Origin of the sequence: Geodermatophilus sp. DSM 44513 (assembly GCF_032460525.1) — a bacterium.
Taxonomy (GTDB): Bacteria; Actinomycetota; Actinomycetes; order Mycobacteriales; family Geodermatophilaceae; genus Geodermatophilus.
On sequence record NZ_CP135963.1, the window covers coordinates 1,568,913 to 1,592,437 of the forward strand.

General features: G+C 76.5%; 19 protein-coding genes. 10 read left to right on the plus strand and 9 right to left on the minus strand.

All coding sequences use genetic code 11. The annotated features are described in order from the left end of the window. The first annotated feature begins 63 nt into the window (after positions 1-63). Positions 64-594, plus strand: a complete 531-nt coding sequence (locus tag RTG05_RS07625; protein ID WP_166528140.1) for an ATP-binding protein — start codon at positions 64-66, stop codon at positions 592-594. A 15-nt stretch (positions 595-609) separates the two neighbouring features. On the opposite strand, the gene RTG05_RS07630 is transcribed toward RTG05_RS07625, so the two are convergent. Next, positions 610-1,041 carry a DUF5313 family protein gene (locus tag RTG05_RS07630; RefSeq protein WP_166528141.1) on the minus strand — a complete coding sequence of 144 codons (432 nt, stop codon included), beginning with the start codon at positions 1,039-1,041 and terminating at the stop codon, positions 610-612. Positions 1,042-1,116: 75 nt separating this feature from the next. Between RTG05_RS07630 and RTG05_RS07635 the strand changes: the two genes are divergently transcribed. Further along, entirely contained in the window at positions 1,117-1,983 is an 867-nt protein-coding gene (locus RTG05_RS07635; RefSeq protein WP_166528142.1) for a sulfurtransferase, read from the plus strand. On the opposite strand, the gene RTG05_RS07640 is transcribed toward RTG05_RS07635, so the two are convergent. After that, the gene (locus RTG05_RS07640; protein ID WP_166528143.1) at positions 1,938-2,393 is read right to left on the minus strand and encodes an Lrp/AsnC family transcriptional regulator; all 456 of its coding nucleotides are present in this window, start codon (positions 2,391-2,393) and stop codon (positions 1,938-1,940) included. The two genes, RTG05_RS07635 and RTG05_RS07640, sit on opposite strands and share 46 nt — an antisense overlap. A gap of 107 nt (positions 2,394-2,500) precedes the next feature. On the opposite strand from RTG05_RS07640, the gene RTG05_RS07645 reads away from it, so the two are divergent. From RTG05_RS07645 to RTG05_RS07665, 5 genes are all read left to right on the plus strand, one after another. Beyond that, positions 2,501-3,709, plus strand: a complete 1,209-nt coding sequence (locus RTG05_RS07645; protein WP_315912418.1) for an MFS transporter — start codon at positions 2,501-2,503, stop codon at positions 3,707-3,709. Positions 3,710-3,786: 77 nt separating this feature from the next. Next, positions 3,787-4,935, plus strand: a complete 1,149-nt coding sequence (locus RTG05_RS07650; RefSeq protein WP_166528144.1) for a zinc-dependent alcohol dehydrogenase — start codon at positions 3,787-3,789, stop codon at positions 4,933-4,935. A gap of 13 nt (positions 4,936-4,948) precedes the next feature. After that, positions 4,949-5,533, plus strand: a complete 585-nt coding sequence (locus RTG05_RS07655; RefSeq protein ID WP_208104849.1) for a hypothetical protein — start codon at positions 4,949-4,951, stop codon at positions 5,531-5,533. Between the two features lie 79 nt (positions 5,534-5,612). Beyond that, positions 5,613-7,760 carry a putative bifunctional diguanylate cyclase/phosphodiesterase gene (locus RTG05_RS07660; protein WP_166528145.1) on the plus strand — a complete coding sequence of 716 codons (2,148 nt, stop codon included), beginning with the start codon at positions 5,613-5,615 and terminating at the stop codon, positions 7,758-7,760. A gap of 157 nt (positions 7,761-7,917) precedes the next feature. Next, complete coding sequence (locus tag RTG05_RS07665) at positions 7,918-8,418, plus strand: inorganic diphosphatase (protein WP_166528146.1); 501 nt, start codon at positions 7,918-7,920, stop codon at positions 8,416-8,418. Between the two features lie 21 nt (positions 8,419-8,439). Here the strand turns inward: RTG05_RS07665 and RTG05_RS07670 are convergent, their stop codons facing one another. The 4 genes from RTG05_RS07670 to RTG05_RS07685 all read right to left on the minus strand — a co-directional run bounded on the left by RTG05_RS07670 (position 8,440) and on the right by RTG05_RS07685 (position 15,561). Continuing rightward, positions 8,440-9,600: a MalY/PatB family protein gene (locus RTG05_RS07670; protein ID WP_166528147.1), complete on the minus strand. Its 1,161-nt coding sequence runs from the start codon at positions 9,598-9,600 to the stop codon at positions 8,440-8,442. After that, on the minus strand, positions 9,600-12,440 hold the full coding sequence (locus RTG05_RS07675; RefSeq protein WP_166528148.1) for an FAD-binding and (Fe-S)-binding domain-containing protein: 2,841 nt from the start codon (positions 12,438-12,440) through the stop codon (positions 9,600-9,602). The genes RTG05_RS07670 and RTG05_RS07675 overlap by 1 nt, the downstream gene beginning before the upstream one ends. A gap of 54 nt (positions 12,441-12,494) precedes the next feature. Then, a complete protein-coding gene (locus tag RTG05_RS07680; RefSeq protein ID WP_166528149.1) occupies positions 12,495-13,700 on the minus strand; it encodes a lycopene cyclase family protein in 1,206 nt (401 codons plus the stop codon). 238 nt (positions 13,701-13,938) lie between these two features. Then, a complete protein-coding gene (locus RTG05_RS07685; protein ID WP_166528150.1) occupies positions 13,939-15,561 on the minus strand; it encodes a glycoside hydrolase family 13 protein in 1,623 nt (540 codons plus the stop codon). Positions 15,562-15,714: 153 nt separating this feature from the next. Between RTG05_RS07685 and RTG05_RS07690 the strand changes: the two genes are divergently transcribed. From RTG05_RS07690 to nhaA, 3 genes are all read left to right on the plus strand, one after another. Further along, a complete protein-coding gene (locus tag RTG05_RS07690; protein ID WP_166528151.1) occupies positions 15,715-16,443 on the plus strand; it encodes a glutamine amidotransferase in 729 nt (242 codons plus the stop codon). A gap of 333 nt (positions 16,444-16,776) precedes the next feature. Further along, positions 16,777-18,324 (plus strand): MFS transporter, encoded by a 1,548-nt coding sequence (locus RTG05_RS07695; protein ID WP_166528152.1) that lies wholly within the window; start codon positions 16,777-16,779, stop codon positions 18,322-18,324. Next, entirely contained in the window at positions 18,321-20,960 is a 2,640-nt protein-coding gene (nhaA, locus tag RTG05_RS07700) for a Na+/H+ antiporter NhaA (protein WP_166528153.1), read from the plus strand. Before RTG05_RS07695 ends, nhaA begins: the two co-directional genes overlap by 4 nt. Positions 20,961-20,973: 13 nt before the next feature. Here the strand turns inward: nhaA and RTG05_RS07705 are convergent, their stop codons facing one another. The 3 genes from RTG05_RS07705 to RTG05_RS07715 all read right to left on the minus strand — a co-directional run bounded on the left by RTG05_RS07705 (position 20,974) and on the right by RTG05_RS07715 (position 23,425). Next, positions 20,974-22,377, minus strand: a complete 1,404-nt coding sequence (locus RTG05_RS07705) for an APC family permease (protein WP_166528154.1) — start codon at positions 22,375-22,377, stop codon at positions 20,974-20,976. 103 nt (positions 22,378-22,480) lie between these two features. Next, complete coding sequence (locus RTG05_RS07710) at positions 22,481-22,789, minus strand: hypothetical protein (RefSeq protein WP_208104850.1); 309 nt, start codon at positions 22,787-22,789, stop codon at positions 22,481-22,483. 51 nt (positions 22,790-22,840) lie between these two features. Continuing rightward, complete coding sequence (locus RTG05_RS07715) at positions 22,841-23,425, minus strand: hemerythrin domain-containing protein (RefSeq protein WP_166528155.1); 585 nt, start codon at positions 23,423-23,425, stop codon at positions 22,841-22,843. Between the last annotated feature and the right edge of the window lie 100 nt (positions 23,426-23,525).

Here is a 23,525-nt window from a genome sequence, read left to right on the forward strand (position 1 = left end):
GTAGCGACCGGACCGGCCGCCACAGGGGACCGACGGGCCTGCGGGCGGCCGGCACCGCACGGTGTGCTGGTCGTCGTCGGGGGGCTGCCGGGCAGCGGGAAGACGACGCTGCTGCGCCGGCTGGTGGCCGAGCGGGTCCCCGGCGTCGTCGGCCTGGACTCCGAGGACGTCGCCGCCCGCGTGCACGCCCCGGGCGTCCCCTACCGGCTGGTCCGCCCGCTGGTGCACGCCTGGCACCGGGTGCGGGTGCTGCGCGCCGTGGCCGGTCCCGCCCCGGTCGTCGTCCTCACCGACCCGTGGACCCGTCCCTGGTGGCGCGCCGCCGTGCTGGGCACCGGCCGGCGCGCCGGCCGCTCGGTGCGGCTGGTGCTCCTCGACGCGTCGCAGGAGCTCGCCGAGAGCGGGCAGACCGCCCGGGGCCGGCAGATCCCGGCCCGGTCGATGCGCCGGCACGCCACCCGCTGGGCGGACCTGCTGCGCTCGGTCACCGGGCCCGACGGCGGGGTGGGACCGGACTCGGTGACCGTCGTGGACCGGCCGGGGGCCGACCGGCTCACCGTGGCCGACGTCGTCCTCGGCCGGGCCGTGGCCTGAGCCCCGGCCGGCCGCTCAGCGGCGGGCCCGCTGGCGGGCCGCCCGGCGTGCGGCGGCCGCGCGGCGGCGCTCGGCCTCCTGCCGCTCCCGGACCCGGGCGGCCTGCTCGCGGGCGGCCGTCGCCGTGCCTGGCGGGTAGCCGGCCTTCTTGACCCGGTTCTCGGTCGTCTCGGCCATGTAGGCCAGCGAGAAGACCAGCCCGAGGAGCAGGCCGCCCAGGGCGGTCATCAGCCGGATCCAGGCCGGGGCGGGCACCAGCGCGACGACCAGCACGACCGGCACGGACATCTGCACCAGCGCGCGGGCCACGTGCCGCAGCCCCCACGTGCGGGTCGTCGTGTCGTGCAGGACCCAGGAGGCGTACCGCGCCGGCAGCCCGCCGCCCAGGGCGTAGCCGACCCACCGCAGCACCCCGGGCCGTTCGGGCGGCCGGCTCGTGGTCCCCACCCCCGCAGTCTCCCCCTGCGGCCGCCCGCGGCGGCGGACCGGCCGGCCCTGTGGGGCCGTCGTAGGGTCCCCGGCATGCTGCCCCCCGTCGTGGACACGGCCTGGCTGCGCGCGCACGCCGGCGAGGTGGTGCTCGCCGACGTCCGCTGGTACCTCGACGGCCGCTCCGGCCGTGCCGCCTACGACGCCGGGCACCTGCCCGGCGCGGTGTTCGTGGACCTCGACCGCTGGCTGGCCGGGCCACCGTCGGCGGCCGAGGGCCGCCACCCGCTGCCCGACCCCGCCGTCTTCGCCGAGGGCACGGCCGCCCTCGGCATCGGCGACGAGGACACCGTGGTGGCCTACGACGACGCCGGCGGGGTCGTCGCCGCCCGCCTGGTGTGGATGCTCCGGGTGACCGGTCGCCCGGCGGCCCTGCTGGACGGCGGGATCGGCGCCTGGGACGGGCCGCTGGAGCAGGACGCGCCGGACCGCGCGCCGGCGGTGGCCACCCCGCGCCCCTGGCCGGCCGACCGGCTGGCCGGGGCGGAGGACGTGCTCGACCCGCGAGCGGTGGTCCTCGACGCCCGGGAGCCCGCGCGCTACCGCGGCGACCGCGAGCCGGTCGACCCGCGGGCGGGGCACGTGCCCGGCGCGGTCAACGTGCCCTGCCGCGGCAACCTGGACGGCGACCGCCGTTTCCTGCCCGCCGACGAGCTGCGCCGCCGCTACACCGGGGCCGGCGTTCCCGAGGACGGCGACGTGGTCGTCTACTGCGGCTCGGGGGTCACCGCCTGCCACGACCTGCTGGCCCTGGAGGTCGCCGGCCTGCCCGCCGGGCGGCTGTACCCGGGCTCGTGGTCGCAGTACAGCGCCGACCCGGACCGCCCGGTGGCCGTCGGGGACGACCCGGGCGCTCAGCGGGCCGGCGGCGGCCCGGGGGACGGCGGCCGCTCGACGTAGGTCTGCAGGGCCACGTGGGTGCGGGTGTTGCGCACCCCGGGCACCCGGTAGAGGGCGTGCAGCAGGTCCTCGAGGTCCGCCGGGCCGGTGACCCGCACCTTGGCCAGGAAGTGGGTGTCCCCGGCGATGGAGTGCAGGTCCTCCACGCGCGGGTCGTCGCGGACGGCGTCGACGAGCGGCTTCTTGACCCACCCCTCGGTGTCGATCTCCACGAAGGCCAGCAGCACCGCCCCCAGCGCCACCGGGTCCACCTCGACGGTGGTGCGCCGGATGACGCCGGCCTGGCGCATCTTGCGCACCCGCTCGTGCGTCGCGGCGGTCGACAGGTGCACCGCCCGGCCGAGGTCGGCGTAGGACCGGGTGGCGTCCTGCTGCAGCAGCCCGATCAGCGTCCGGTCGGTCTCGTCCACGGTGCCCTCCTCGACGCCGTCAGGCCGGACGTCGTCTCGACCTCAGCGGGTACGGCGCAACAGCGTGCGCACCGTACCGCGTTCGGCCCTAGCGTGGAGCGCGGCGGATGGCGTCGGGGGAGGGAGGCCGGGGTGGGTGCGGAGCAGCGGCTGGGGGCCGGACCGTGGGTGCTGATGACCGGCGTGGCCGTGGTCGGCGCGCAGTCGCTGCTGCTGGCCCCGGTGCTCCCCGACGTGGCCGGCGCCCGGGCACCGGTCCCGCGGAGGTCGGGCGGGCGGCCGCCGCGTACGGGCTGGCCACCGCGGTCTCCGCACTCGCCCTGGGGCGCGTCGTGGACCCGCTGCCCCGGGTCCGGGTGCTGCAGGCGGCGGCCGCCGTGCTCGCCGCCGGGGTGCTGGCCTGCGCGGCCGCCCCGCACTGGGGCGTGCTGGCGGCCGGCCAGGTGGTGGCCGGGCTGGCCGCGGGCGTCACCCTGCCGGTGACCTACGCCCTCGCGGGGGAGACCGCGCCGGCCGGGGCCGAGGCCCGGGTGCTGGGACGGGTGCTGCTGGGCTGGTCGGTGGCGATGGTCGCCGCCGTCCCGCTGTCCGCCGCGCTGACCGACCTGGCCGGCTGGCGGACGGCGTTCGCGGTGCTGGCCGGCGTCGCGGCCGCGCAGGTGGGCCTGCTGCGCCGGCTGCCGCGGGTCGGGGCGCCGCGGCCGGCCTCCCCGGCGCGCTACCGCGACGCGCTCACCCGGCCCGGTGTCCGGCCGCTGCTGGTCGTCGTCCTGGCCTACATGGCCGCCTTCTACGGCACCTACGCCTACCTGGGCGACCACGTGCGCGCCGTCCAGGGGGTGGGCGCCGGGGCGGCGGGCCTGGTGTCGCTGGCCTACGGCGCGGGCTTCGGGGCGGCGGGGCTGCTCGACGGGCGCCTGGACCGAGCCGGGCCCGCCCGGCTGCTGCCGCCGACCGTGCTGGTGCTCGCCGGCGTCTACCTGGCGCTGCCGGCCGCGGCCGGCGCGCTGCCCGTCCTGCTGGCCGCCTGTGCCCTGTGGGGCCTGGTCAACCACGCCGGCCTCGGCCTGCTGGTGACCCTCCTCGGCCGGGCCGGCGGCGAGGCCCGGGGGCCGGTGCTGGCGCTCTACAGCGCCACGACCTACCTGGCGGCGGCGCTGGGCACCGCGGCGCTGGGCCCCGGCTACGAGGCCGGCGGCCTGACCGCGGTGACCCGCGTGGCCGGCGCCGGCCTGCTGCTCGCCGTCGGGCCGGCGGCGCGGGTGCGCCGGGGGGAGGCCCGGCGCCCGACTGGCCGCCGGCCGGCCGGTGGGTGAGGGTGCGGGAGTGCCGGGAAGCCGTCCCCGGCCGGCGGGCGGCGTGCCCACGCCCCTCCGAGCCGAGGAGCCCAGCGATGCGAGCCATGGTCTACCGGGGGCCGTACAAGGTGCGGGTCGAGGACAAGGACGTCCCGCGGATCGAGCACCCCAACGACGCGGTCGTGCGGGTGACGCTGGCCGCCATCTGCGGCTCCGACCTGCACCTCTACCACGGGATGATGCCGGACACCCGGGTCGGGCACACGTTCGGCCACGAGTTCATCGGCGTGGTCGAGCAGGTCGGCTCCTCGGTGGAGACCCTGCGGGTGGGCGACCGGGTGATGGTGCCGTTCAACATCTCCTGCGGCAGCTGCTGGTTCTGCGTCCGCGGCCTGTACTCCAACTGCCACAACGTCAACCCCAACGCCACGGCGGTCGGCGGCATCTACGGCTACTCGCACACCACCGGCGGCTACGACGGCGGCCAGGCGCAGTACGTGCGCGTCCCGTTCGCCGACGTCGGGCCGGTGCGCATCCCCGACTGGATGCACGACGAGGACGCCGTCCTGCTCACCGACGCCGCCGCGACCGGCTACTTCGGCGCCCAGCTCGGCGACATCGCCGAGGGCGACACGGTCGTCGTCCTCGGCGCCGGGCCGGTGGGACTCGTCGCCGCGCAGTCCGCGTGGCTGATGGGCGCCGGGCGGGTCATCGTGGTCGACCACCTGCCGGAGCGGCTGGACAAGGCCCGGACCATGGCGCACGCCGAGGTGCTCGACTACGACGAGCACGCCGACGTCGTGGTCGAGCTGAAGAAGCAGACCGACTTCCTCGGCGCCGACGTCGTCATCGAGGCCGCGGGTGCCGAGGCCGACGGCAACCTGCTGCAGCAGGTCGCGGGCACCAAGCTCAAGCTGCAGGGCGGCTCACCGGTGGCGCTGAACTGGGCCATCGACGGGGTGCGCAAGGGCGGCACGGTCGCGGTCGTCGGCGCCTACGGGCCGATCCCCAACGCGGTGAAGTTCGGCGACGCGCTCAACAAGGGGCTCACCCTGCGGATGAACCAGACACCGGTGAAGCGGCAGTGGCCGCGGATGTTCGAGCACGTGCGCAACGGCCACCTCACGCCGCGGGCGATGGTCACCCACCGGTTCCCGCTGGAGCACGTCGCGGAGGCCTACCACGTCTTCTCCGCCAAGCTCGACGGCTGCATCAAGCCGCTGATCCTGCCCGACGCGGCCTGAGCGGAGCGCTGCCGTGACCGAGCCCGACATCCCGAGCGCCTACGTCCGCGACAAGCGCACCCCCCGCGAGACCCGCGAGCAGCTGCGGGCCCGCATCCCCGGCTGGGGCGCCGACCTCGACCCGGCCGACCGGCCGTCGCACCCCCGGCTGCGCTACGACCCGGAGGCCACCGGCGCGCACTGGGACTTCCCCGAGCGGCAGCCCGGCGCCGAGGGCCGCGAGCGGTCGGTCGAGCACGCCTTCGTCACCCCGGTGTTCGGCACCGCCCAGCCGCTGCACGGCGTGTCCGGGGCGGTGCGCCGGTACGCCTACCGGCGGTTCAGCGAGGGCCGCCTGGCGCACTGGCTGCTGCTCGTCGCCGGTGACCGCATCGACGCCTGGGGCGCGCACCTGCGCTCCTTCGGCACGGCCCGCCCGGACGTGCCGGCGACCGGGGTGGGCGGTGAGCTCACCCGCGGCGGGCTGCGGTCCCGCCGTGGGCGCAGCGACACCCGGCACCAGCTGCTCGACCCGGTCGTCGTCGCCGGGCCCTGGGTCGCCGGTGCCGCGGTGGCGTGGACCGGAGGGCGCCGGCTGCTGCGGGCACTGCGTCGCTGACGCGGGCACCGCGCCGCGGACCTCCCCCTGATTGTGGAACCGGATCAAGCGGAAGCCGCTCACGACCGACATCCTCGGCATGCCCGAGTTCCCGACCACCGCGCCACCACGCAGCGACGTCTACGAGACGTTGTTCACCCACGGCATCGACGGGTTCCTGCTCACCTCGGCCGACGGTCTGACGTTCCGCGCCAACCCGCGGGCGTGCGAGCTGCTGGGCCGCTCCGAGGCCGAGCTGCTGGAGGTCGGACGGGCAGGGGTCGTCGACCCGCGGGACCCCCGGTGGGCGGAGGCGTTCGAGGCCCGTCGCCGGGACGGCGCCTACCGCGGGGTGCTGCGCATGCGCCGGCGCGACGGCTCCACCTTCCCGGCCGAGGTGAGCACCGCCCTGCTCCCCGATGGAGGGACCTCGCTCGCCTACGTCTACTTCCGGGACATGACCACGGTGGAGGCCGAGGCGGCGCGGACGGCCGAGACCCGGCGGGTCGCGGCCGAGGTGGTCGACAGCCTCGAGTCGTTCAGCGACATGTACATCGGGGTGGACGCCGACTGGCGGATCACCTACATCAACGCGCAGGCCGAGACCCGGCTGGGTGTCCGCCGCGACGACGTCGTGGGCAGGGACGTCTGGGACCGGTTCCCGGACCTGGTCGGCACGCCGCTCGAGGAGGCCTACCGCGAGGCCGTGCGGACCGGGCAGCCGAGGACGGTCGAGGCCCACTACGCACCTGCCGACCTGTGGTCGGAGACCCGCGTGTTCCCGCTGCGCCGGGGTGGGCTCGGCGTCTACTTCCGTGACGTCGCCGAGCGGCGGGCCCTGGAGGAGGAACGGGAGCGGCTGCTGGCCGCCGAGCGCCTGGCGCGCGCCGCCGCCGAGCGTGCGCAGCACGACCTCGCCCACCGGGCCACCCACGACGACCTCACCGGGCTGCTCAACCGGGCTGGGCTGGTGGAGCACGTCGCCTCGCTCACCGCCGGCCGGCCGGGAGCCGGGCTGACCGTGCTGTTCGCCGACCTCGACCGCTTCAAGCTGGTCAACGACATCCTGGGACACCGCGCCGGCGACGCGCTGCTCACCGCCATCAGCCGCCGCCTGGCCGAGCTCGCCGGGCCGACCGAGGTGGTGGCCCGCTTCGGTGGTGACGAGTTCGTCGTGGCGATGGTCGGCGCCACCACGGCGGCCGCCGACGTGATGGCCGCGGCAGTGGTGGCCGCGTGCTCCGAGCCGGTGGACGCCGTCGGGCGGATGGCGGTCGGCGCCAGTGTCGGCATAGCCGCATCGACCGGCCCCGGCGCGCTGGACACGGTGCTCCGGGAGGCCGACGCGGCCCTGGGCAGGGCGAAGGACGGCGGCCGCGGCCGCGCCGCGTGGTTCGACGAACAGCTGCACCGGGAGTCGGTGCAGCGGGTGCTGGTCGAGCGCGACCTGCGCCTGGCCCTGGAGCGCGACGAGTTCTTCCTGGAGTACCAGCCGGCGTTCGACCTGCGCTACGAACGGATCACCCACATCGAGGCGCTGGTCCGATGGCGGCACCCCACCCGGGGCGTCGTCCCACCGCTGGACTTCATCCCGGTCGCCGAGGAGTCCGGCCTGGTCTCCCGGGTCGGCGAGTGGGTCCTCGGACGGGCCGTCGAGCAGGCGGCCCGGTGGGCGCACGTCCCCGGCGTGCGGGTGTGGGTCAACGTCGCCCCACAGCAGCTGGCCGACTGCCGGATGCCGGAACTGCTGGCCGGCCACCTCGCCCGCGTGGGACTGGCCGCCGACCGGCTGGGCGTCGAGGTGACCGAGTCGATCTTCGGCGACTCCTCCCGCCTGGCCGAGGTCCTGGAGGAGGTCCGGGCGCTGGGGGTCGCGGTCGCGATCGACGACTTCGGCACCGGCTACAGCTCGCTGGCCCGACTGGGCGACCTGCCGGTCGACGTCATCAAGATCGACCGGTCCTTCGTGCACGACCTGGGGACGCCGCGCGGTGAGGCGGTGCTCTCCAGCGTCGTCACCTTGGCCCACGCCTTCGACGCCACCGTCATCGCGGAGGGCGTCGAGACCCTGAGCCAGCTGCGCACCCTCAGCGCGCTCGGGGTGGACTCGGCCAGCGGGTACCTGCTGGCCCGGCCGTCGGCGCCCGAGCACCTGCCGATGGTGCTGCCGGCTGCCGCGTCCTTCCGCTGGCCGACGGTCCTGCACCCCTCCGTGGCACGGGTCCCGCAGCGACTGGGGATCGGTTGACCGGTGCCTGGACACGATCGGCGCACGCCCGCGCGCCGTCGACGGCAGGGGCGCCGTCGGCGGCCGGCCCGCCCGGAGTTGACGCGCGGCGGGCGCCCGGACAGGGTCGCCTGACGCGGACGGGTCCGGGGCCCGGCCGCCGAGGAGGGACGTGCCCGTGGAAGCCGACGTGATCGTGGAGATCCCCAAGGGGTCGCGGAACAAGTACGAGTACGACTCCCGGGTCGGCCGCATCCGGCTGGACCGGATGCTGTTCACCGCGACCGGCTACCCGGGCGACTACGGGTTCGTGCCGGACACCCTGGCCGAGGACGGCGACCCGATCGACGCCCTGCTGCTGCTGGACGAGCCGACCTTCCCCGGCTGCCTCGTGCGGGTGCGCGTCATCGGCGTGTTCTGGATGCACGACAGCTCGGGACGCGACGCCAAGCTGCTGTGCGTGCCGGCGACGGACCCACGGCACCGGCACCTGCAGCGGCTGGAGGACGTGCCGATCCACCAGGTCGCCGAGATCTGGCACTTCTTCACCATCTACGAGGCCCTGGAGCCCGGGAAGTCGGCCGAGAGCCGCGGCTGGGAGGGCCGCAGGGACGCCGAACGCGCCCTGGAGGACGCCCGGCGCCGGTACGCCGACCGGGCCACCCGGGCCGCCGGCTGAGCGCCCCGGCGGGGACGTCGGTCAGCGCGCGGCGAGGGCGGCGGCCATCTGCTCGACGGCCCGGGTCAGGACCGGCCGCGGGGTGGCGACGTTGAGCCGCACGAACCCGGCGCCGGCGGCGCCGCACAGCGCCCCGTCGGTCAGCGCGACCCCGGCCCGATCCAGGAAGAAGGCGCCGGGCTCGGTCAGGTCCAGCTCGCGGCAGTCCAGCCAGGCCAGGTATGTGCCCTCCGGCGGGGTGTACCGGACACCGGGCAGGAGCTCGGCGACCAGGTCGGCCAGCAGCCGGCGGTTGCCGTCCAGGTGGACCAGGAGCTCGTCCAGCCACTGGGCGCCGCCGGTGTAGGCGGCGGTGTTCGCCACGACGCCCAGGGTGGACGCCCCGTGTTCGGCGTGCAGCCCGATCCGCGCCCACAGCTCGGCGTCGGCGGCGTTCGACAGCACCAGCTGCGCGCACTTGAGGCCGGGCAGGTTCCACGCCTTGGACGCCGAGGTGGCGGTGACCGCGTGCCCGGCCGGTACGTCGCCCAGCGAGGCGTAGGGCACGTGCCGCGAGCCGGGGAACACCAGCGGCGCGTGGATCTCGTCGGAGAACACCCGGCCGCCGTGCCGGTCGACCACCTCGGCCACCGCGGTCATCTCCGCCGGCTCCAGCACCCGGCCGATCGGGTTGTGCGGGTTGCACAGCACCAGCAGGTGCCCGCCGGCCCGGAAGGCGGCGTCCAGCGCGTCGAGGTCGTAGACGTACCGGTCGCCGTCGCGGGCCATCGGCACCTCGATGACCTCGCGCCCCAGCACCGCCGGCAGGGTGAGGAAGGGCATGTACGCCGGCGTCGGCAGCACGACCGGGCTGCCCGGCCGGGAGAAGTGCTCGACCGCGGCGGCCAGGCCGGCCAGCACGTCGGCCACCGGGCGCACCCGCTCCGGCGGCACCGCCCAGCCGTACCGGTCGGCCGACCACCCGGCGTAGGCCTCGGCCATGCCGGTCAGCAGCCCCGGGGGCAGGTAGCCGAGGACGCCGCCGGCGACCGCCGTGTGCAGTGCCTCGGCGACCGCCGGGGCCGTGCCGAGGTCGGATTCGGCGACGAACATCCCGATGGCCTCGGGGTACAGCGTCCACTTCAGGCTGCCGCGGGCCCGCAGCTCCTCGACGGTCGGGTCGTCGAACCCGCGGTCGGCCATCAGGAGCGCGCCCGGGCCAGCAGCTGGGCCAGGTGCAGGGCCTCCCGGCCGGCCAGCTGGTCGAGCTGGGTGCGGCAGGAGAACCCGTCGGCCAGCACCACGGCGTCCGGCCCGGCGTCGCGGACGGCGGGCAGCAGCTGCTGCTCGGCGATGGCCACCGACACCTCGTGGTGGCCCCGCTCCACGCCCCAGTTGCCGGCCAGCCCGCAGCAGCCGCCCACCCGGGTGACCGTGGCGCCGGCCTCCCGCAGCAGCCGGGCGTCGGCGGTCCAGCCGAGGACGGCGTGGTGGTGGCAGTGCGGCTGGGCGACGACCTGCACCCCGGCCAGCGACGGCGGCGTCCAGCCCGGGGTCTGCTGCAGCAGCTCGGCCAGCGTCCGGGTGCCCGCGGCGACCCGCTCGGCGGCCGGACCGCCCACCAGCTCCAGGCCCTCGTGCCGCAGCACCGCGGTGCAGGAGGGCTCGACGCCGACGACCGGCACCCCGGCGTCCACCAGCGGGGCGAGCAGCTCGATGGTGCGGCCCAGGGTGCGGCGGGCGGAGTCCAGTTGCCCGGTGGTGATCCAGGTCAGCCCGCAGCACGCCTCGGCCGGGGGCACCTGCACCCGGTAGCCGGCGTCCTCCAGCACCGCGGCGGTGGCCACGGCGACCTCGGGGGCGAAGTGGTCGGTGAACGAGTCCACCCACAGCGCGACCGGCCGGCCGTCACCGCCATTGTCGCGGTGTTGGCGGGTCGTGGCCGCCCAGGTCTCCCGGAAGGTGCGCGGAGCGAAGGCGGGCAGCGGACGGCGCTGGTCCACCCCCGCCCCCCACTTGGCCAGCCGCCCGCCCAGCCGCGACCCGGTCACCGCGTTGGCCAGCCGCGGCGCGCGGGCGGCGACGTCGGCCCACCGCGGCAGCCAGCCCAGCGTGTAGTGCGCGCGCGGGCGCAGCCGCCGGCGGTAGCTCTGGTGCAGCACCTCGGCCTTGTAGGAGGCCATGTCCACGCCGGTGGGGCAGTCGCGCGCGCAGCCCTTGCAGGACAGGCACAGGTCCAGCGCCTCGTGCACCTCGGGGGCGCGCCAGTCCGTCACCGGCCCGCCGGGGGCGAGCAGCTCCTGCAGCACGCGGGCCCGGCCGCGGGTGTTGTCCTTCTCGTTCCGCGTCGCCGGCCACGACGGGCACATCACCGCTCCGGTCGACTGCAGGTCGGCCCGGCACTTGCCGACGCCGGTGCAGCGGTGCACGGCGGCGGACAGGTCCCCGCCGTCGTGGGTGTAGGCCAGCGCCAGGCCGTGCGTGACACGTGGCGCGGCGGCCATCCGGATGTCGTCGTCCACCCGGGCCGGGCGCACCAGCACGCCGGGGTTGAGCACGTCGGCGGGGTCGAACAGCCCCTTCACCCGCTCGAAGAGCTCCAGCGCGTGCGGCGGGAACATCGCCGGCAGCAGCTCGCTGCGCGCCCGCCCGTCGCCGTGCTCGCCGGACACCGAGCCGCCGTAGCGGGCGACCAGCGCCGCGGCGTCGGTCACGAAGTCGCGGTAGACCTGCCGCCCGCGGTCGGGCTCGCGGCCGAACGGGAAGTCCACCCGGCCGTGCACGCAGCCGTCGCCGAAGTGGCCGTAGGGGACGCACTGCAGCCCGTGGGCGTCCAGCAGCGCGTCGAACTCGCGCAGGTAGGCGCCCAGGGCCTCGACCGGCACCGCGGCGTCCTCCCAGCCGGCGTGCGCCGGGCGCCCGTCGGAGGTGCGCGCGGCCAGGCCCGCGCCGTCCTCCCGGATCCGCCAGATCGCCGCGGCCTCGGCGGGGTCGGTGACCACCAGGGAGTCCAGCGCGCCGGCGTCGGCCAGCACGCCGCGCGCCTTGTGCTGCACCTCCGCGACGCTGTCGCCGGTCAGCTCCACGATCAGCCAGCCGTCGCCGCGGGGCAGGTCGGGCACCACGGCGGCCGGGACGTCGCGCAGCCGCTGCACGATCCGCTGGTCCAGGCCCTCCACGGCGGTGGGCCGGTGCGGCAGCAGCCCGGGGGTGGCGTCGGCGGCCTCGGCCATCGACGGGTAGCCGAGCACGACCAGGCCGCGGTGCGGGGCGTCGGCGACCAGCCGCACGGTCGCGCCGAGGACGACGGCCAGCGTGCCCTCGCTGCCCACCAGCGCGCGCGCCACGGAGAAGCCGTGCTCGGGCAGCAGGTGCTCCAGCGCGTAGCCCGACGCCTGCCGGCCGAACCGGCCGAACTCGGTGCGCAGCGTGGCCAGCTCGCCGTCCACCAGCTGGCGCAGCCGGTCGAGCACCCCGCCGGCCGAGGCACCGTCCGGGCCGAGGGTGAGCCGCTCGCCGGCGCCGGTGACCACGTCCAGGCCGACCACGTTGTCCGACGTCCGGCCGTAGCCCAGGGCGCGCGACCCGCAGGCGTTGTTGCCGATCATCCCGCCGATCGTGCAGCGGTTGTGCGTGCTCGGGTCCGGGCCGAAGCGCAGCCCGTGCGGCCGGGCCGCCTTCTGCAGCGCCGACTGCACCACGCCGGGGTCGACGGTCGCCGTCCGGCTCTCGGGATCGATCCGGTGCACCCGGGACAGGTACCGGCTGGTGTCGACGACGACGCCGGTGCCCACGGCGTTGCCCGCGATCGAGGTGCCCGCACCGCGGGCGGTCAGCGGCACGCCGAGGTCGCGGCAGACGGCGAGGGTCGCCTCGATCTCGTCGGGGTGCCGGGGGCGGACGACGGCCCGCGGCAGCACGCGGTACAGCGAGGCGTCGGTGGAGTACAGCGCCCGGGCCAGGCCGGAGTCGTCGACGTCCCCGATGCCCGCGCGGCGCAGCGCCCCGGTCAGCTCGCCCACCGCGTCCTGCACCTGCGTCATCGCCCGCTCCCTCGTCCGTGCCCGGGTGACCGCACCCGGTGCGCGGTCTCCCTTCTACACCCCGCCGCGGGCGGAGCTCCGGCGCAGCCGGCCTGCGGCGGTGGTGCCGGTGCTGCGGGCGACGGTGCGCAGCAGGTGCGTGCGCTGGGCCGGGGGCAGGGCGGCGAAGGTGCGCGCCATGGTGGCGGCCACGGCCGACGGCGGGGAGCCGACGTCGAGGTAGGCCGCCCAGGACCGCTCGGGCAGGGTGAAGAAGGCGGCGAAGAACGCGTCGGTGCCCGGCCCGTCGAGGGACAGCAGCACCTCCAGGCCGAGTCCGAGCAGGGCCACCGTCGCGCCGGGGCGGGCCGCGCGCACCACCCGGCGCACCGCCCGGGCGTCGCCGCCGGCGGCCAGGGCGGCGGCCACCCGCGGGCCGAGCCGCAGCGAGGACGCCACGCTGTAGCCGGTCGCCGGGTGCACCAGCCCCGCCCGGGCGCCCAGCGGGGTGCCGGGGCTGCTGGGGACGCCCAGCGGGATCGTCACCCGCTCGGGCCCCCCCACCGGGCGCAGGCCGCGCGCGGTGAGCACCCGGTCCAGCCGGGCCCGCAGGTCGGCCAGCGGCACCGGTGGGCGGCCGGCCAGGGAGGTGGCCTCCAGCAGCACGCTGCCGTCGTCGAGGGACAGGCCGTAGAGGAACGCCGGGGGTGCGACCGGGTCGGCCAGCGCGGCCCAGTCCATGAGCAGTGCGCCCCCGGCCGGGACCAGCTCGTCGACCGGTCCGGGCACGACCTCGCCCCACGCCCGCTGCGCGGCGGTGCCCGGGCCGCCGCCGCGGGCGTCGAGCACAACCCGGGCGCGCAGTGCGGTGCCGTCGTCGAGCTCGGCCACCTCCGGGCCGCCGTCGGCGCGCAGCCCGCGGACCCGGCCGGCCACCACCTCGCCGCCGGAGTCGCGGAACCGGTCGAGCAGGGCGGAGTGCAGGACGTCGTTGCGCAGCCGTGCGTAGCGCCGGGTCAACCGCCGCTCCCCACCCGCGGCGGTGCGCACGACGGTCGGCGCGCCGGCCGCGGCGACGGCGGCCGGGTCCAGCCCGAGCGGCGGCGCTGCGGCGGCCAGCTCGTCGTCCCACAGGCAGTAGGTGGCCGGCCAGGGCCGCAGCACCGGCGCCACCAGCGCCGTCCGCAGCCCGGCGGCGGCACAGGCCGCCGCCGCCGACAGGCCCGCCGGACCGGCACCGGCGACGACGACGTCCAGGCCGGTCGGCGGGGTGGTCGGCACGGCGGCAGACCACCACACGGCCGCGGCCGGCGCACCACCGGGCTGTGCCGGTCCCCCCGGATGATCAGCCGACCTGGTCATCGAGGGTCCTGGCTCACCGCCGGCAGTGAGCCAGGACCGGCAACGGCGAGCTCGGACGCCGGCGCGCCCCGAGCCCGCGAGGGATGGGGGACGCCGGCAACCCCTTTGCAGGGCCCGCCGCGAGCTCGCGAGCGGCGGGGGGACGCGGGGTCCTCCGTCAGTCCTCGAGGACCCACACCGCGCTGTTCGGCGGCAGGGCCACCGTGCCGCCGGAGCGGCGCACCTGCGTGGAGGCGAGCATCACCTGGCCGGGGCAGCCGGCGAGCACCGTCTCGCTGCCCATGTTGACCACGCAGCGCACCGTCTCCCCGCCGCCGACCGAGCGGACGGTCAGCACGTCGCCGCGGGTGGTGATCGTCGGCGAGCCCGACCCGAACGCCGGGTGCGCCCGGCGCAGCGCCAGCGCCCGCCGGTGCAGGGTCAGCGTCGAGCCGCCCTGCCCGGTCTGCACCGACACCGCGTGCCGGCCCCAGTCCGCCGGGATCGGCAGCCACGGCTCGGCCGCGCCCTCGGGGGAGAAGCCGACGCCGGGCGCGGGGTTCCACGGCATGGGCACCCGGCAGCCGTCGCGGCCGGCGCGGGCGCCGCCGCTGCGGTGGAAGATCGGGTCCTGCCGGGCCTCGTCGGGGACGTCGGCCTGCGGCAGGCCCAGCTCGTCGCCGGCGTAGAGGTAGGCCGAGCCGGGCAGGGCGAGGGTGAGCAGGGCGGCCGCGCGGGTGCGGGCGGTGCCCAGCTCGCCGCCGCCGAAGCGGGTCACCTGCCGCTCCTTGTCGTGGTTGCCCAGCACCCAGGACACCGGCGCGCCCACCCGCCCGTAGGCGTCCAGCGCGCCGGCGATCGCCTCGGCGAACGGCGCGGCCCCCCACGGCGACTTGAGCAGCCGGAAGGACAGCGCCTGGTGCAGCTCGTCGGGCCGGGAGTACAGGGCCACCTGCTCCAGGTCGGCCAGGCACACCTCGCCGACCAGCATCGTGCCGGGGTACTCGTCGCAGATCGACCGCCAGCGGCGCCACACGTCGTGCACCTCGGGCTGGTTCCAGGTCATCGCCTGCTCGGGGCCGTGGCCGAACAGCGTGGGGGCGTAGCTGCCCGGGTTGTCCCGCAGGCCGGCGTCCTTGTACAGCCCGTAGGCGACGTCCACCCGGAAGCCGGCCACCCCGCGGTCCAGCCAGAAGCGCAGGGTGCGCTCGAAGTCCTCGGCGACGGCCGGGTCGCGCCAGTCCAGGTCGGGCTGCTCGGGGGCGAACAGGTGCAGGTACCACCGACCGTCCGGGGTGCGCGACCACGCCGGACCGCCGAACAGCGACCGCCAGTTGTTCGGCGGCTGCTCCGACGGCGGGGCGAAGTGGTAGCGGGCGGCCTCGGGGCAGTCCGGGTCGGCCAGCGCCGCCCGGAACCAGGGGTGCTGGTCGGAGGTGTGGTTGGGGACGACGTCGAGCACGACCTTCAGGCCCAGCCGCGCGGCGTCCTCCACCAGGGCCTCGAGGTCGGACACGTCGCCGTAGTCCGGGTCGACCGCGCGGTAGTCGACGACGTCGTAGCCGCCGTCGGCACCGCCGGAGGGGTAGTGCGGGTTGATCCACACCGCGTCCACGCCGAGCCAGGCGAGGTAGGGCAGCCGCTGGCGCAGCCCGCGCAGGTCGCCGATGCCGTCACCGTCGCTGTCGGCGAAGGACCGCAGGTAGACCTGGTAGACCACCGCGTCCCGCCACCAGGGCGCGGCTGCGGGCGCGACCCGGCGGCGGGTCTGAGTCCTCGCGACGGAGAGGCGGCGGGCCATGTCGCCACCATCGGCTGATCCCGGCCGGTCCCTGCGCAGCAGGTCACACGAAAGGGTGACGTCCGGTTGGCAGGAGCCGCCAACCGGCCAGCTCGGCTGTGACGGACGGGGCAGCTGCGCCCGGGGACCCGCCGCGGCCTAGCATCGGCGGCCGTGCGGCCCTTCCTCCTGCTGGCCTCCCGCGCCGAGGACGAGGCCGCGGACGACGAGTACGCCGCCTTCCTGCGGGCCACCGGGCTGGACGAGCCGCAGCTGCGGCGGGTCCGGCTGGAGGCCGGGCCGCTGCCGCCACTGGACCCGGGCGCCCACGCCGGGGTGTTCCTCGGGGGCGGGCCGTTCAACGCCAGCGACCCGGCCGAGGCCAAGTCCGCCGTCCAGCGCCGCGTCGAGGCGGAGCTGTCCGCGCTGCTGGACCAGGTCGTCGCCCGCGACCTGCCCTTCCTCGGCGCCTGCTACGGCATCGGCACGCTCGGCACCCACCAGGGCGGGGTGGTCGACCGCACGCACGGGGAGCCGATCTCCTGCGTGCCGGTCACCCTGACCGACGCCGGACGGGCCGACCCGCTGTTCGACGGCGTGCCGGAGGTGTTCGACGCGCTGGTCGGGCACAAGGAGGCCTGCCGGGTGCTGCCGGCGTCGGCGGTGCTGCTGGCCACCTCGCCGGGCTGCCCGGTGCAGGTGTTCCGGGTCGGCCGCAACGTGTACGCCACCCAGTTCCACCCCGAGCTCGACGTCGCGGGCGTCGTCACCCGGGTGCGGGTGTACCAGCACGCCGGCTACTTCCCGCCCGCGGAGATGGAGGACCTGATCACCCGGGTGAGCCGGGCCGTGGTCACCGAGCCGAGCCGGCTGCTGGCGAACTTCGTCGCCCGCTACGGCTGACGTCCTCGTCCTCCCGGACGACCCCGCGGCCACGTGCCCGGACCTCGGTGCCCCCACGCCGCGCGGGCCCAGGCGGAGGGCCCCCTGCACCGGGGCCGATCACCGCGTGGAGCCCCTCGGCCGCTCCTCGCGGAGGCCTCCGGTCCCACTCCTCGTGGCCACCACAGCCGCAGCCGGGCGCCCGGCGCCAGACGGTGGACAACCGCGCGGGGCACGGGGAAGCTCTGGGCGCCTCCGACGGTTCGCCGGGGAGCGTCCCGGGGCCAGGCCGCGGGCACGCACCGGACGGCCCACCGCCGTGGGTCGGCACACGCGCGAGCGCGGGGAGGGGCCATGGCCCGGTCGGCGGTCGGTCCGGACGGCGGGCTGCGGATGGGCACCCCCCAGGGCCGGTGGGTCCTGCTCGCCACGGTGCTCGGCTCCGGTCTGGCCATGCTGGACGCCACCGTGGTCAACGTGGCGCTCGAGCGGATCGGCACCGACCTGGACGCCGGCTTCTCCGGCCTGCAGTGGACCGTCAACGCCTACACCCTCACCCTCGCCTCGCTGATCCTGCTGGGCGGCTCGCTGGGCGACCGCCTGGGCCGGCGGCGGGTGTTCCTCGTCGGCACCGTGTGGTTCGCGGCGGCGTCCCTGCTGTGCGGCCTGGCGCCCGACGTCGAGACGCTGGTGGTCGCCCGCGCGCTGCAGGGCGTCGGCGGCGCGCTGCTCACCCCCGGCAGCCTGGCGATCATCTCCGCGTCCTTCCACGGGGCCGACCGGGCCGCGGCCGTCGGCGCGTGGTCCGGGCTCGGCGGGGTGGCCGGCGCGGTCGGGCCGTTCGTCGGCGGCTGGCTGGTGGGCATCGACTGGCGGCTGGTCTTCCTGGTCAACCTGCCGCTGGCCGCCGTCGTCGTGGTGGTGACGCTGCGGCACGTGCCCGAGACGCGTGACCCGCAGGCCGCCCACCACCTCGACCTGGTCGGGACGGCGCTCGTGGTCGCCGGCCTGGGCGCGCTGACCTACGGGCTGACCGCCGCCGGCGAGGGCGGCGGGAGTCCGGCGGTGTGGGCCTGGGTCGCAACCGGGCTGGTCGCGCTGGGCGCCTTCGCCGCCGTCCAGCGCCGCTCGCCGGCCCCGCTGGTGCCCCCGGCGCTGTTCGCCTCCCGCCAGTTCACCGCCGCCAACGCCGTCACCCTGCTCGTCTACGCCCCGCTGGGCGTGGTGTTCGTGCTGCTCGTGCTGCACCTGCAGGTCGTCGCCGGCTTCGCCCCGCTGGCGGCGGGCACCGCGATGCTGCCGGTGACCGCGCTCATGCTGCTGTTCTCCGCCCGGGCCGGCGCGCTGGCCCAGCGGGTCGGCCCGCGCCCGCTGCTGACCGCCGGCCCGCTGGTCGCCGCGGGCGGGGTGCTGCTCATGGCCCGCATCGGCGAGGGCGCCTCCTGGGTGGTCGACGTCCTGCCCGCGGCCGTGGTGTTCGGGACCGGCCTCACCCTGCTGGTGGCCCCCCTGACCGCGACGGTCCTGGACTCCGCGCCCGACCGCTTCGCCGGCGCGGCCTCGGGGGTCAACAACGCCGTGGCCCGCGCCGCGGGGCTGCTCGCCGTCGCGGTGGTGCCCGGCCTCGCGGGGATCGGCGGCGCGGACTACACCGACGCGGCCGCCTTCGGTGCCGGCTTCCGGACGGCGATGCTCGTCTGCGCCGGACTGCTGGTCACCGGGGCGCTGGTGGCCGCGCTGCTGGTCCGCCGTCCGCTGGCCGGCGGCGGGGGAGGGGCGGGGGCCGACGCCGAACCCGCGCCCCGGCGGCTGCCGATCGAGGAGTGCGCGCACTGCGGGGTCAGCGGGCCCCAGGTGCACCCCCGCGAGCCGGTGTCCGGCGCGGGGGAGGCGCGGCGGTGAGCGCCACCCTGGACCAGCAGTCCACCGCCGGCGGGAGCGGGCTGCTGGCACGGGTGGCCCCGCTGCGCCGGCGGCTGCGCACCGAGGCGGGCAGCGCCGGGCTGCTGCTGCTCGCCACCGTCGCAGCGCTGCTGTGGGCCAACTCCCCGTTCGGCGACAGCTACGACACCTTCTGGCACACCGAGTTCGCCGTCCGGGTGGGCGGCGCCGAGCTCGCCCTGGACCTGCAGCACTGGGTCAACGACGGCCTGATGGTGTTCTTCTTCTTCGTCGTCGGCCTGGAGATCAAGCGCGAGCTGGTCATGGGCGAGCTCACCGACCGGCGCCGGGCCGCGGTGCCCGCCCTGGCCGCGGTCACCGGGCTGGTGGTGCCGGCGCTGGTCTACGTCGCGTTCACCCTCGGCGACGAGGCGGCCTCGGCCTGGGGCGTGGTCATCTCCACCGACACCGCGTTCCTGCTCGGGGTGCTCGCGCTGGTCGGGCCGGCCTGCCCCGCGCAGCTGCGGCTGTTCCTGCTCACCCTGGCCATCGCCGACGACGTCGGCGCGCTCACCGTGATCGCGCTGTTCTACACCGAGGACCTCGCGCTGGGCCCGCTGGCGGCCGCCGTGGTCGGGCTGGCGCTCATGGTCGGCCTGCGCTACCTCAACGTGTGGCGCGGCCCCGGCTACCTGGTGCTGGGCGTCGGGGTGTGGGTGGCCATGTACCTCTCCGGCGTGCACCCGACCCTGGCCGGGGTGGTCATCGCGCTGTTCACCCCCGCCTACCCGGCGCGGCGGGCCGAGGTGGAGGACGCCGCCCGGCGCGCGCGGGCCTACCAGCAGTCGCCGAACCCGGAGTTCGCCCGCGCCGCCCGGCTGTCGATCGACCGGTCGGTGTCGGCCAGCGAGCGGCTGCAGACGCTGTGGCAGCCGTGGACCAACTTCGTCATCGTCCCGGTGTTCGCGCTGGCCAACGCCGGTGTCCCGCTGAGCCCGGACACGCTGAGCACCGCGGCCACCTCCCCGGTCACCCTCGGCGTGGTCGCCGGGCTGGTGCTGGGCAAGCTCTTCGGCATCCTGGTGGGCACCGGGCTGGCGGTGCGGCTGCGGCTCGGCGAGCTCGCGCCCGGCCTGACCGGCCTGCAGCTGGCCGGCGGGGCGGCGCTGTCGGGCATCGGCTTCACCATCTCGTTGTTCATCGTCGACCTGGCCTTCGACGACGAGGCGCTGGCCGACCAGGCGCGGGTCGGCGTCCTGGCCGCCTCGCTGCTGGCGGCGCTGCTCGGCTGGGGGCTGTTCCGGGTCGCCGACCGCCGCCGTCCCGAGGGGGCCGGCGCGCGGCCGGTGCTGCTCGACCCGCCGGTCGACGTCACCCGGGACCACGTGCGCGGACCGGTCGACGCCCCGCTGACCCTGGTGGAGTACGGCGACTTCGAGTGCCCGTTCTGCGGCCGGGCCACCGGCACCGTGGAGGAGCTCCGCGAGCGCTTCGGCGACCGGCTGCGCTACGTCTTCCGGCACGTGCCCCTGGTCGACGTCCACCCGCACGCCCAGCTGGCCGCCGAGGCGGCGGAGGCCGCGGCCGCCCAGGGCCGGTTCTGGGAGATGCACGACCGGCTGTTCGCCGCCCAGGACCGGCTGCTGCCCGGCGACCTGCTGGACTCCGCGGCCGCGCTGGGCCTGGACGTGCAGCGCTTCGCCCGCGAGCTGGGCTCGGGCCGCTACGGCCGGCGGGTGGCCGACGACGTCGAGTCGGCCGAGGCCAGCGGCGTCGAGGGCACGCCGACCTTCTTCGTCGGCGGCCGCCGGCACACCGGCCCCTTCGACACCGACAGCCTGGCCGCCGCGCTGCTCGCCGCGGCGGGGGAGGACGGCGTGCCGCTGGACGGCGGGGCGACCCGGGCCGGCGCACCCGGGCCGGCGGTGCCGCTGATCGGCCCGCGGCGCGGCGGGGACCGGGGCACCCCGCTGGACGGCCCGACGACCGTGCCCGGCGACCTGCCCGAGACGCCGGACCGCGACGGCGCCTTCCCCCGGCTGACCGACGCCCAGCTGGCCCTGCTGGAGCGCAACGGGTCCCGTCGGCGCGTCCAGGCCGGTGACACCCTGTTCCGCGAGGGCGACCCCGGCTACGACTTCCAGGTGGTGCTGTCCGGGGCGGTGGCCGTCGTCGAGGACCTCGGCCGGGTCGACCAGCGGGTGATCTCGGTGCACGGGGAGCGGCGCTTCCTCGGCGAGCTGGACCTGTTCGACCCCGACCCCGTGTCGCTGACCGCGCTGGTCATCCGCCCCGGCGAGGTGGTGACCGTGCCGGACAGCCGCGTGCGCGAGGTGTTCACCGCCGACTCCGACCTCAAGGAGCTGGTGCTGCGCGCCTTCCTGGTGCGCCGCTCCCTGCTGCTGCAGCTCGCCGCGGACCTGCGCATCGTCGGCCGCGCCGGCTCGCCGGACAGCGCCCGGCTGCAGGACCTCGCCCGCGGCCGGCGGCTCGACGCGGTCTTCGTCGACCTCGACGGGGACGACGACGGCGCCGCGCTGCTGGCCGACCTCGACGTGACCGAGGCCGACCTGCCGGTCGTCGTCTGGCGCGGCGGGCGGGTGCTGCGCAACCCCACGGACGAGGAGCTGATCGCCGCCGTGGAGTCCGGCGCCTGACCGCCGCGCCGGCTCAGCGCTCCCTGGTGCGCAGCTCGGGTCGGCGGCCGGTGGCGACCAGGAACGCCAGCACCAGCAGGCCGGTGCCCAGCCACGCGAAGCCCAGTGTCTGCGCGGTCACCTGGGCGTTGACCACGACGTAGACCAGGATCGCGAAGCCGATCACCGGGACGGCGAGGTGCAGCCACCAGTTCCGGCTGCCGTTGCGGACGACGTAGTGGACGACGACGGAGACGTGCAGCAGCAGGAACGCCGACAGGGCGCCGAAGTTGACCAGCGTGGACAGCAGCGTGATGCCGTCCTCGCGGGTGGCCGTGTACCAGCCCAGGACCAGCGACACGACGGCCACCAGCAGCGTCGCGTTGACCGGCACCCGGCGGGTGGGGTGCACGGCGCGCAGGAAGGCCGGGAGCTGGCGGTCGCGGGCCATCGCGAACAGCAGGCGTGAGGTCGCGGCCTGGGCCACGAGCGCGTTGGCGAACCCCCACGCGACCGCCGTGGCCACCGCGGTCAGCGTGGACAGCCACGCCCCGCCGGCCACCGCGGCCGCGTCGTAGAACGCCGTGCCGGCGGCGTCGCCCTCGGCGATCAGGGTGTCGGGGTCGGGCACCAGCAGGGCGGCGACCCAGGTCTGCGCGATGAACAGCGTCCCGGCCAGCGCGAGGGCGGCGATCATCGCCTTGCCCAGCGAGCGGGCCGAGTCGCGGTTCTCCTCGGCGAGGGTGGAGATGCCGTCGAAGCCCAGGAAGCTCAGCACCGCGATGGAGACCGCACCGAACACCAGCCCGAGGGAGAAGGTGTCGGGGTCGTAGACCGGGGAGAGGTCGAAGCCGCGGCCGGCACCGGAGGCCAGCGCGACCACGCCGATGACCAGGAAGACGGCGAGCACGACCAGCTCGGCGACCAGCACGACCTTGTTCACCCGGGCGGTGAACTCGATGCCGAGGTAGTTGACCACGGTGTTGAGGACGACGAAGGCGACCAGCCAGGCCACCACCGGGACCGCCGGGACGATCGAGTTCATCGCGATGGCGGCGATGAGGTACAGCAGCGCGGGGACGAGCACGTAGTCCAGCAGGATCATCCAGCCGGCGATGAAGCCGACCGGCTGGGCGATCCCGCGGCCGGCATAGGTGTAGACCGAGCCGGCCATCGGGAACGCCCGCGACATCTGCGAGTACGACGCCGCGGTGAAGGCCATGGCCAGCCCACCGATCGCGTAGGCGAGGGCGACCATGCCGCCGGAGGCCTGGAAGACGCCGCCGAAGATCCCGAACGGCGCGATCGGCACCATGAAGACCAGGCCGTAGACCAGCAGGTCGGTGAAGGTCAGGGAGCGCTTGAGCTCCTGGCGGTAGCCGAAGGTCTCGACGGTCCCCTCGCCGGGGGTGTCCGTGGTGGTGCGCGGGTCGTCCACTGCCGCTCCTCTCGACCGGCTCGGGGCCGGGCGGGGGGAAGGGTAGGCCCCGTCGACCCTGCGGACGGACGCGGCCGGGCCACGGGCGCGGTCGGGCGCGTCCTCAGTCGGCCGTGGGCGGCAGCAGACGGGGCACGAACACCTCGTCGATCGGCCGAGGGCCCACGTACTGCCGGCAGGTGCACGGCACCCACTGGTGGCCGGACCAGCGGCCCCGCTTGTCGTAGGTGTCCCGGCGCAGCTCGGCGTAGCAGGTGTTGGTCTCGGTGTCGTGCTGGCTGAGCACGTGCCCGCAGCCGCACAGCGGTGTGGGGGCCGCCAGCGGGGGGCCGGGCCGGCGCCGGCTGAGCCGGCCGCCGAGGAAACCGGCCGCGAGCAGCGCCGCGCCGACCAGCATGGTGACGGGTTCCACCGGCGTGCTCCTCCTCGGTCGGGACCCCTCGACGGTAGCGCGCCGCAGCGGTCAGTCGGTGGTCTTCCCCCGACCGGTGACGGCGTCGCGGAGGTGGTCCAGCAGGCTCGCCACGGGGCCGGCCACGGTGCGGACGACGCCCTCGTTGGGGGTCATCGGGTGCGGCCGGGTGGGGGCCAGCGCCTTGACCCGCTCGACCTCCCGGGCCATCTCCACCAGCCGTTGGCGGGGGAAGGTGGCCCGCAGCTCGGTGAACATCCGGGCCTCCTCGTGCTCCACGTGGTGCCGGATCTCCCGGATCAGCGTGGCCACCTCGGTGTCGAACGCCGGGTCGCCGGGGTCCATCCGCTCGAGGCGCTTCATCGTCTCCTCGGCCTCGGCGTGCTCGTGCTTGGAGGCCTCGGCCTCCGCCCGGTCGACCTGCTCCTCCACCAGCGGGTAGACGCGGGTCTCCTCGGCGACGGAGTGCTTGACCAGGCCGATGGTCACCTCGTCGACCAGCTCCCGCTTGCGCTGCAGGACGTCGGGGCCCGACTGCCCGAACAGGCCCTCCAGCTCGGTGAAGACGCGGTCGAACTCGCGGTGGTCGGCGCTGAGCAGGTCGACCACGTCGCGCTGGCTCTCGGTCTGGGTCACGGCACGCTCCCGGCGGTGTGGGGGGGACGCCCGGGAGGTGCCCCGGGCCGGGGAGGCGCACACCCGCCCGCCCCGGATCGGACCGCCGCGGTGCGTTTCC

What these genes read in the sequence shown, in the direction of transcription:
- RTG05_RS07635 (WP_166528142.1), top strand. Translation starts at nt 1,117, where the DNA reads ATGCTGCCCCCCGTCGTGGACACGGCCTGGCTGCGCGCGCACGCCGGC.
- RTG05_RS07645 (WP_315912418.1), top strand. Translation starts at nt 2,501, where the DNA reads ATGGCGTCGGGGGAGGGAGGCCGGGGTGGGTGCGGAGCAGCGGCTGGG.
- RTG05_RS07650 (WP_166528144.1), top strand. Translation starts at nt 3,787, where the DNA reads ATGCGAGCCATGGTCTACCGGGGGCCGTACAAGGTGCGGGTCGAGGAC.
- RTG05_RS07660 (WP_166528145.1), top strand. Translation starts at nt 5,613, where the DNA reads ATGCCCGAGTTCCCGACCACCGCGCCACCACGCAGCGACGTCTACGAG.
- RTG05_RS07670 (WP_166528147.1), bottom strand. Translation starts at nt 9,600, where the DNA reads ATGGCCGACCGCGGGTTCGACGACCCGACCGTCGAGGAGCTGCGGGCC.
- RTG05_RS07675 (WP_166528148.1), bottom strand. Translation starts at nt 12,440, where the DNA reads ATGACGCAGGTGCAGGACGCGGTGGGCGAGCTGACCGGGGCGCTGCGC.
- RTG05_RS07685 (WP_166528150.1), bottom strand. Translation starts at nt 15,561, where the DNA reads ATGGCCCGCCGCCTCTCCGTCGCGAGGACTCAGACCCGCCGCCGGGTC.
- RTG05_RS07695 (WP_166528152.1), top strand. Translation starts at nt 16,777, where the DNA reads ATGGCCCGGTCGGCGGTCGGTCCGGACGGCGGGCTGCGGATGGGCACC.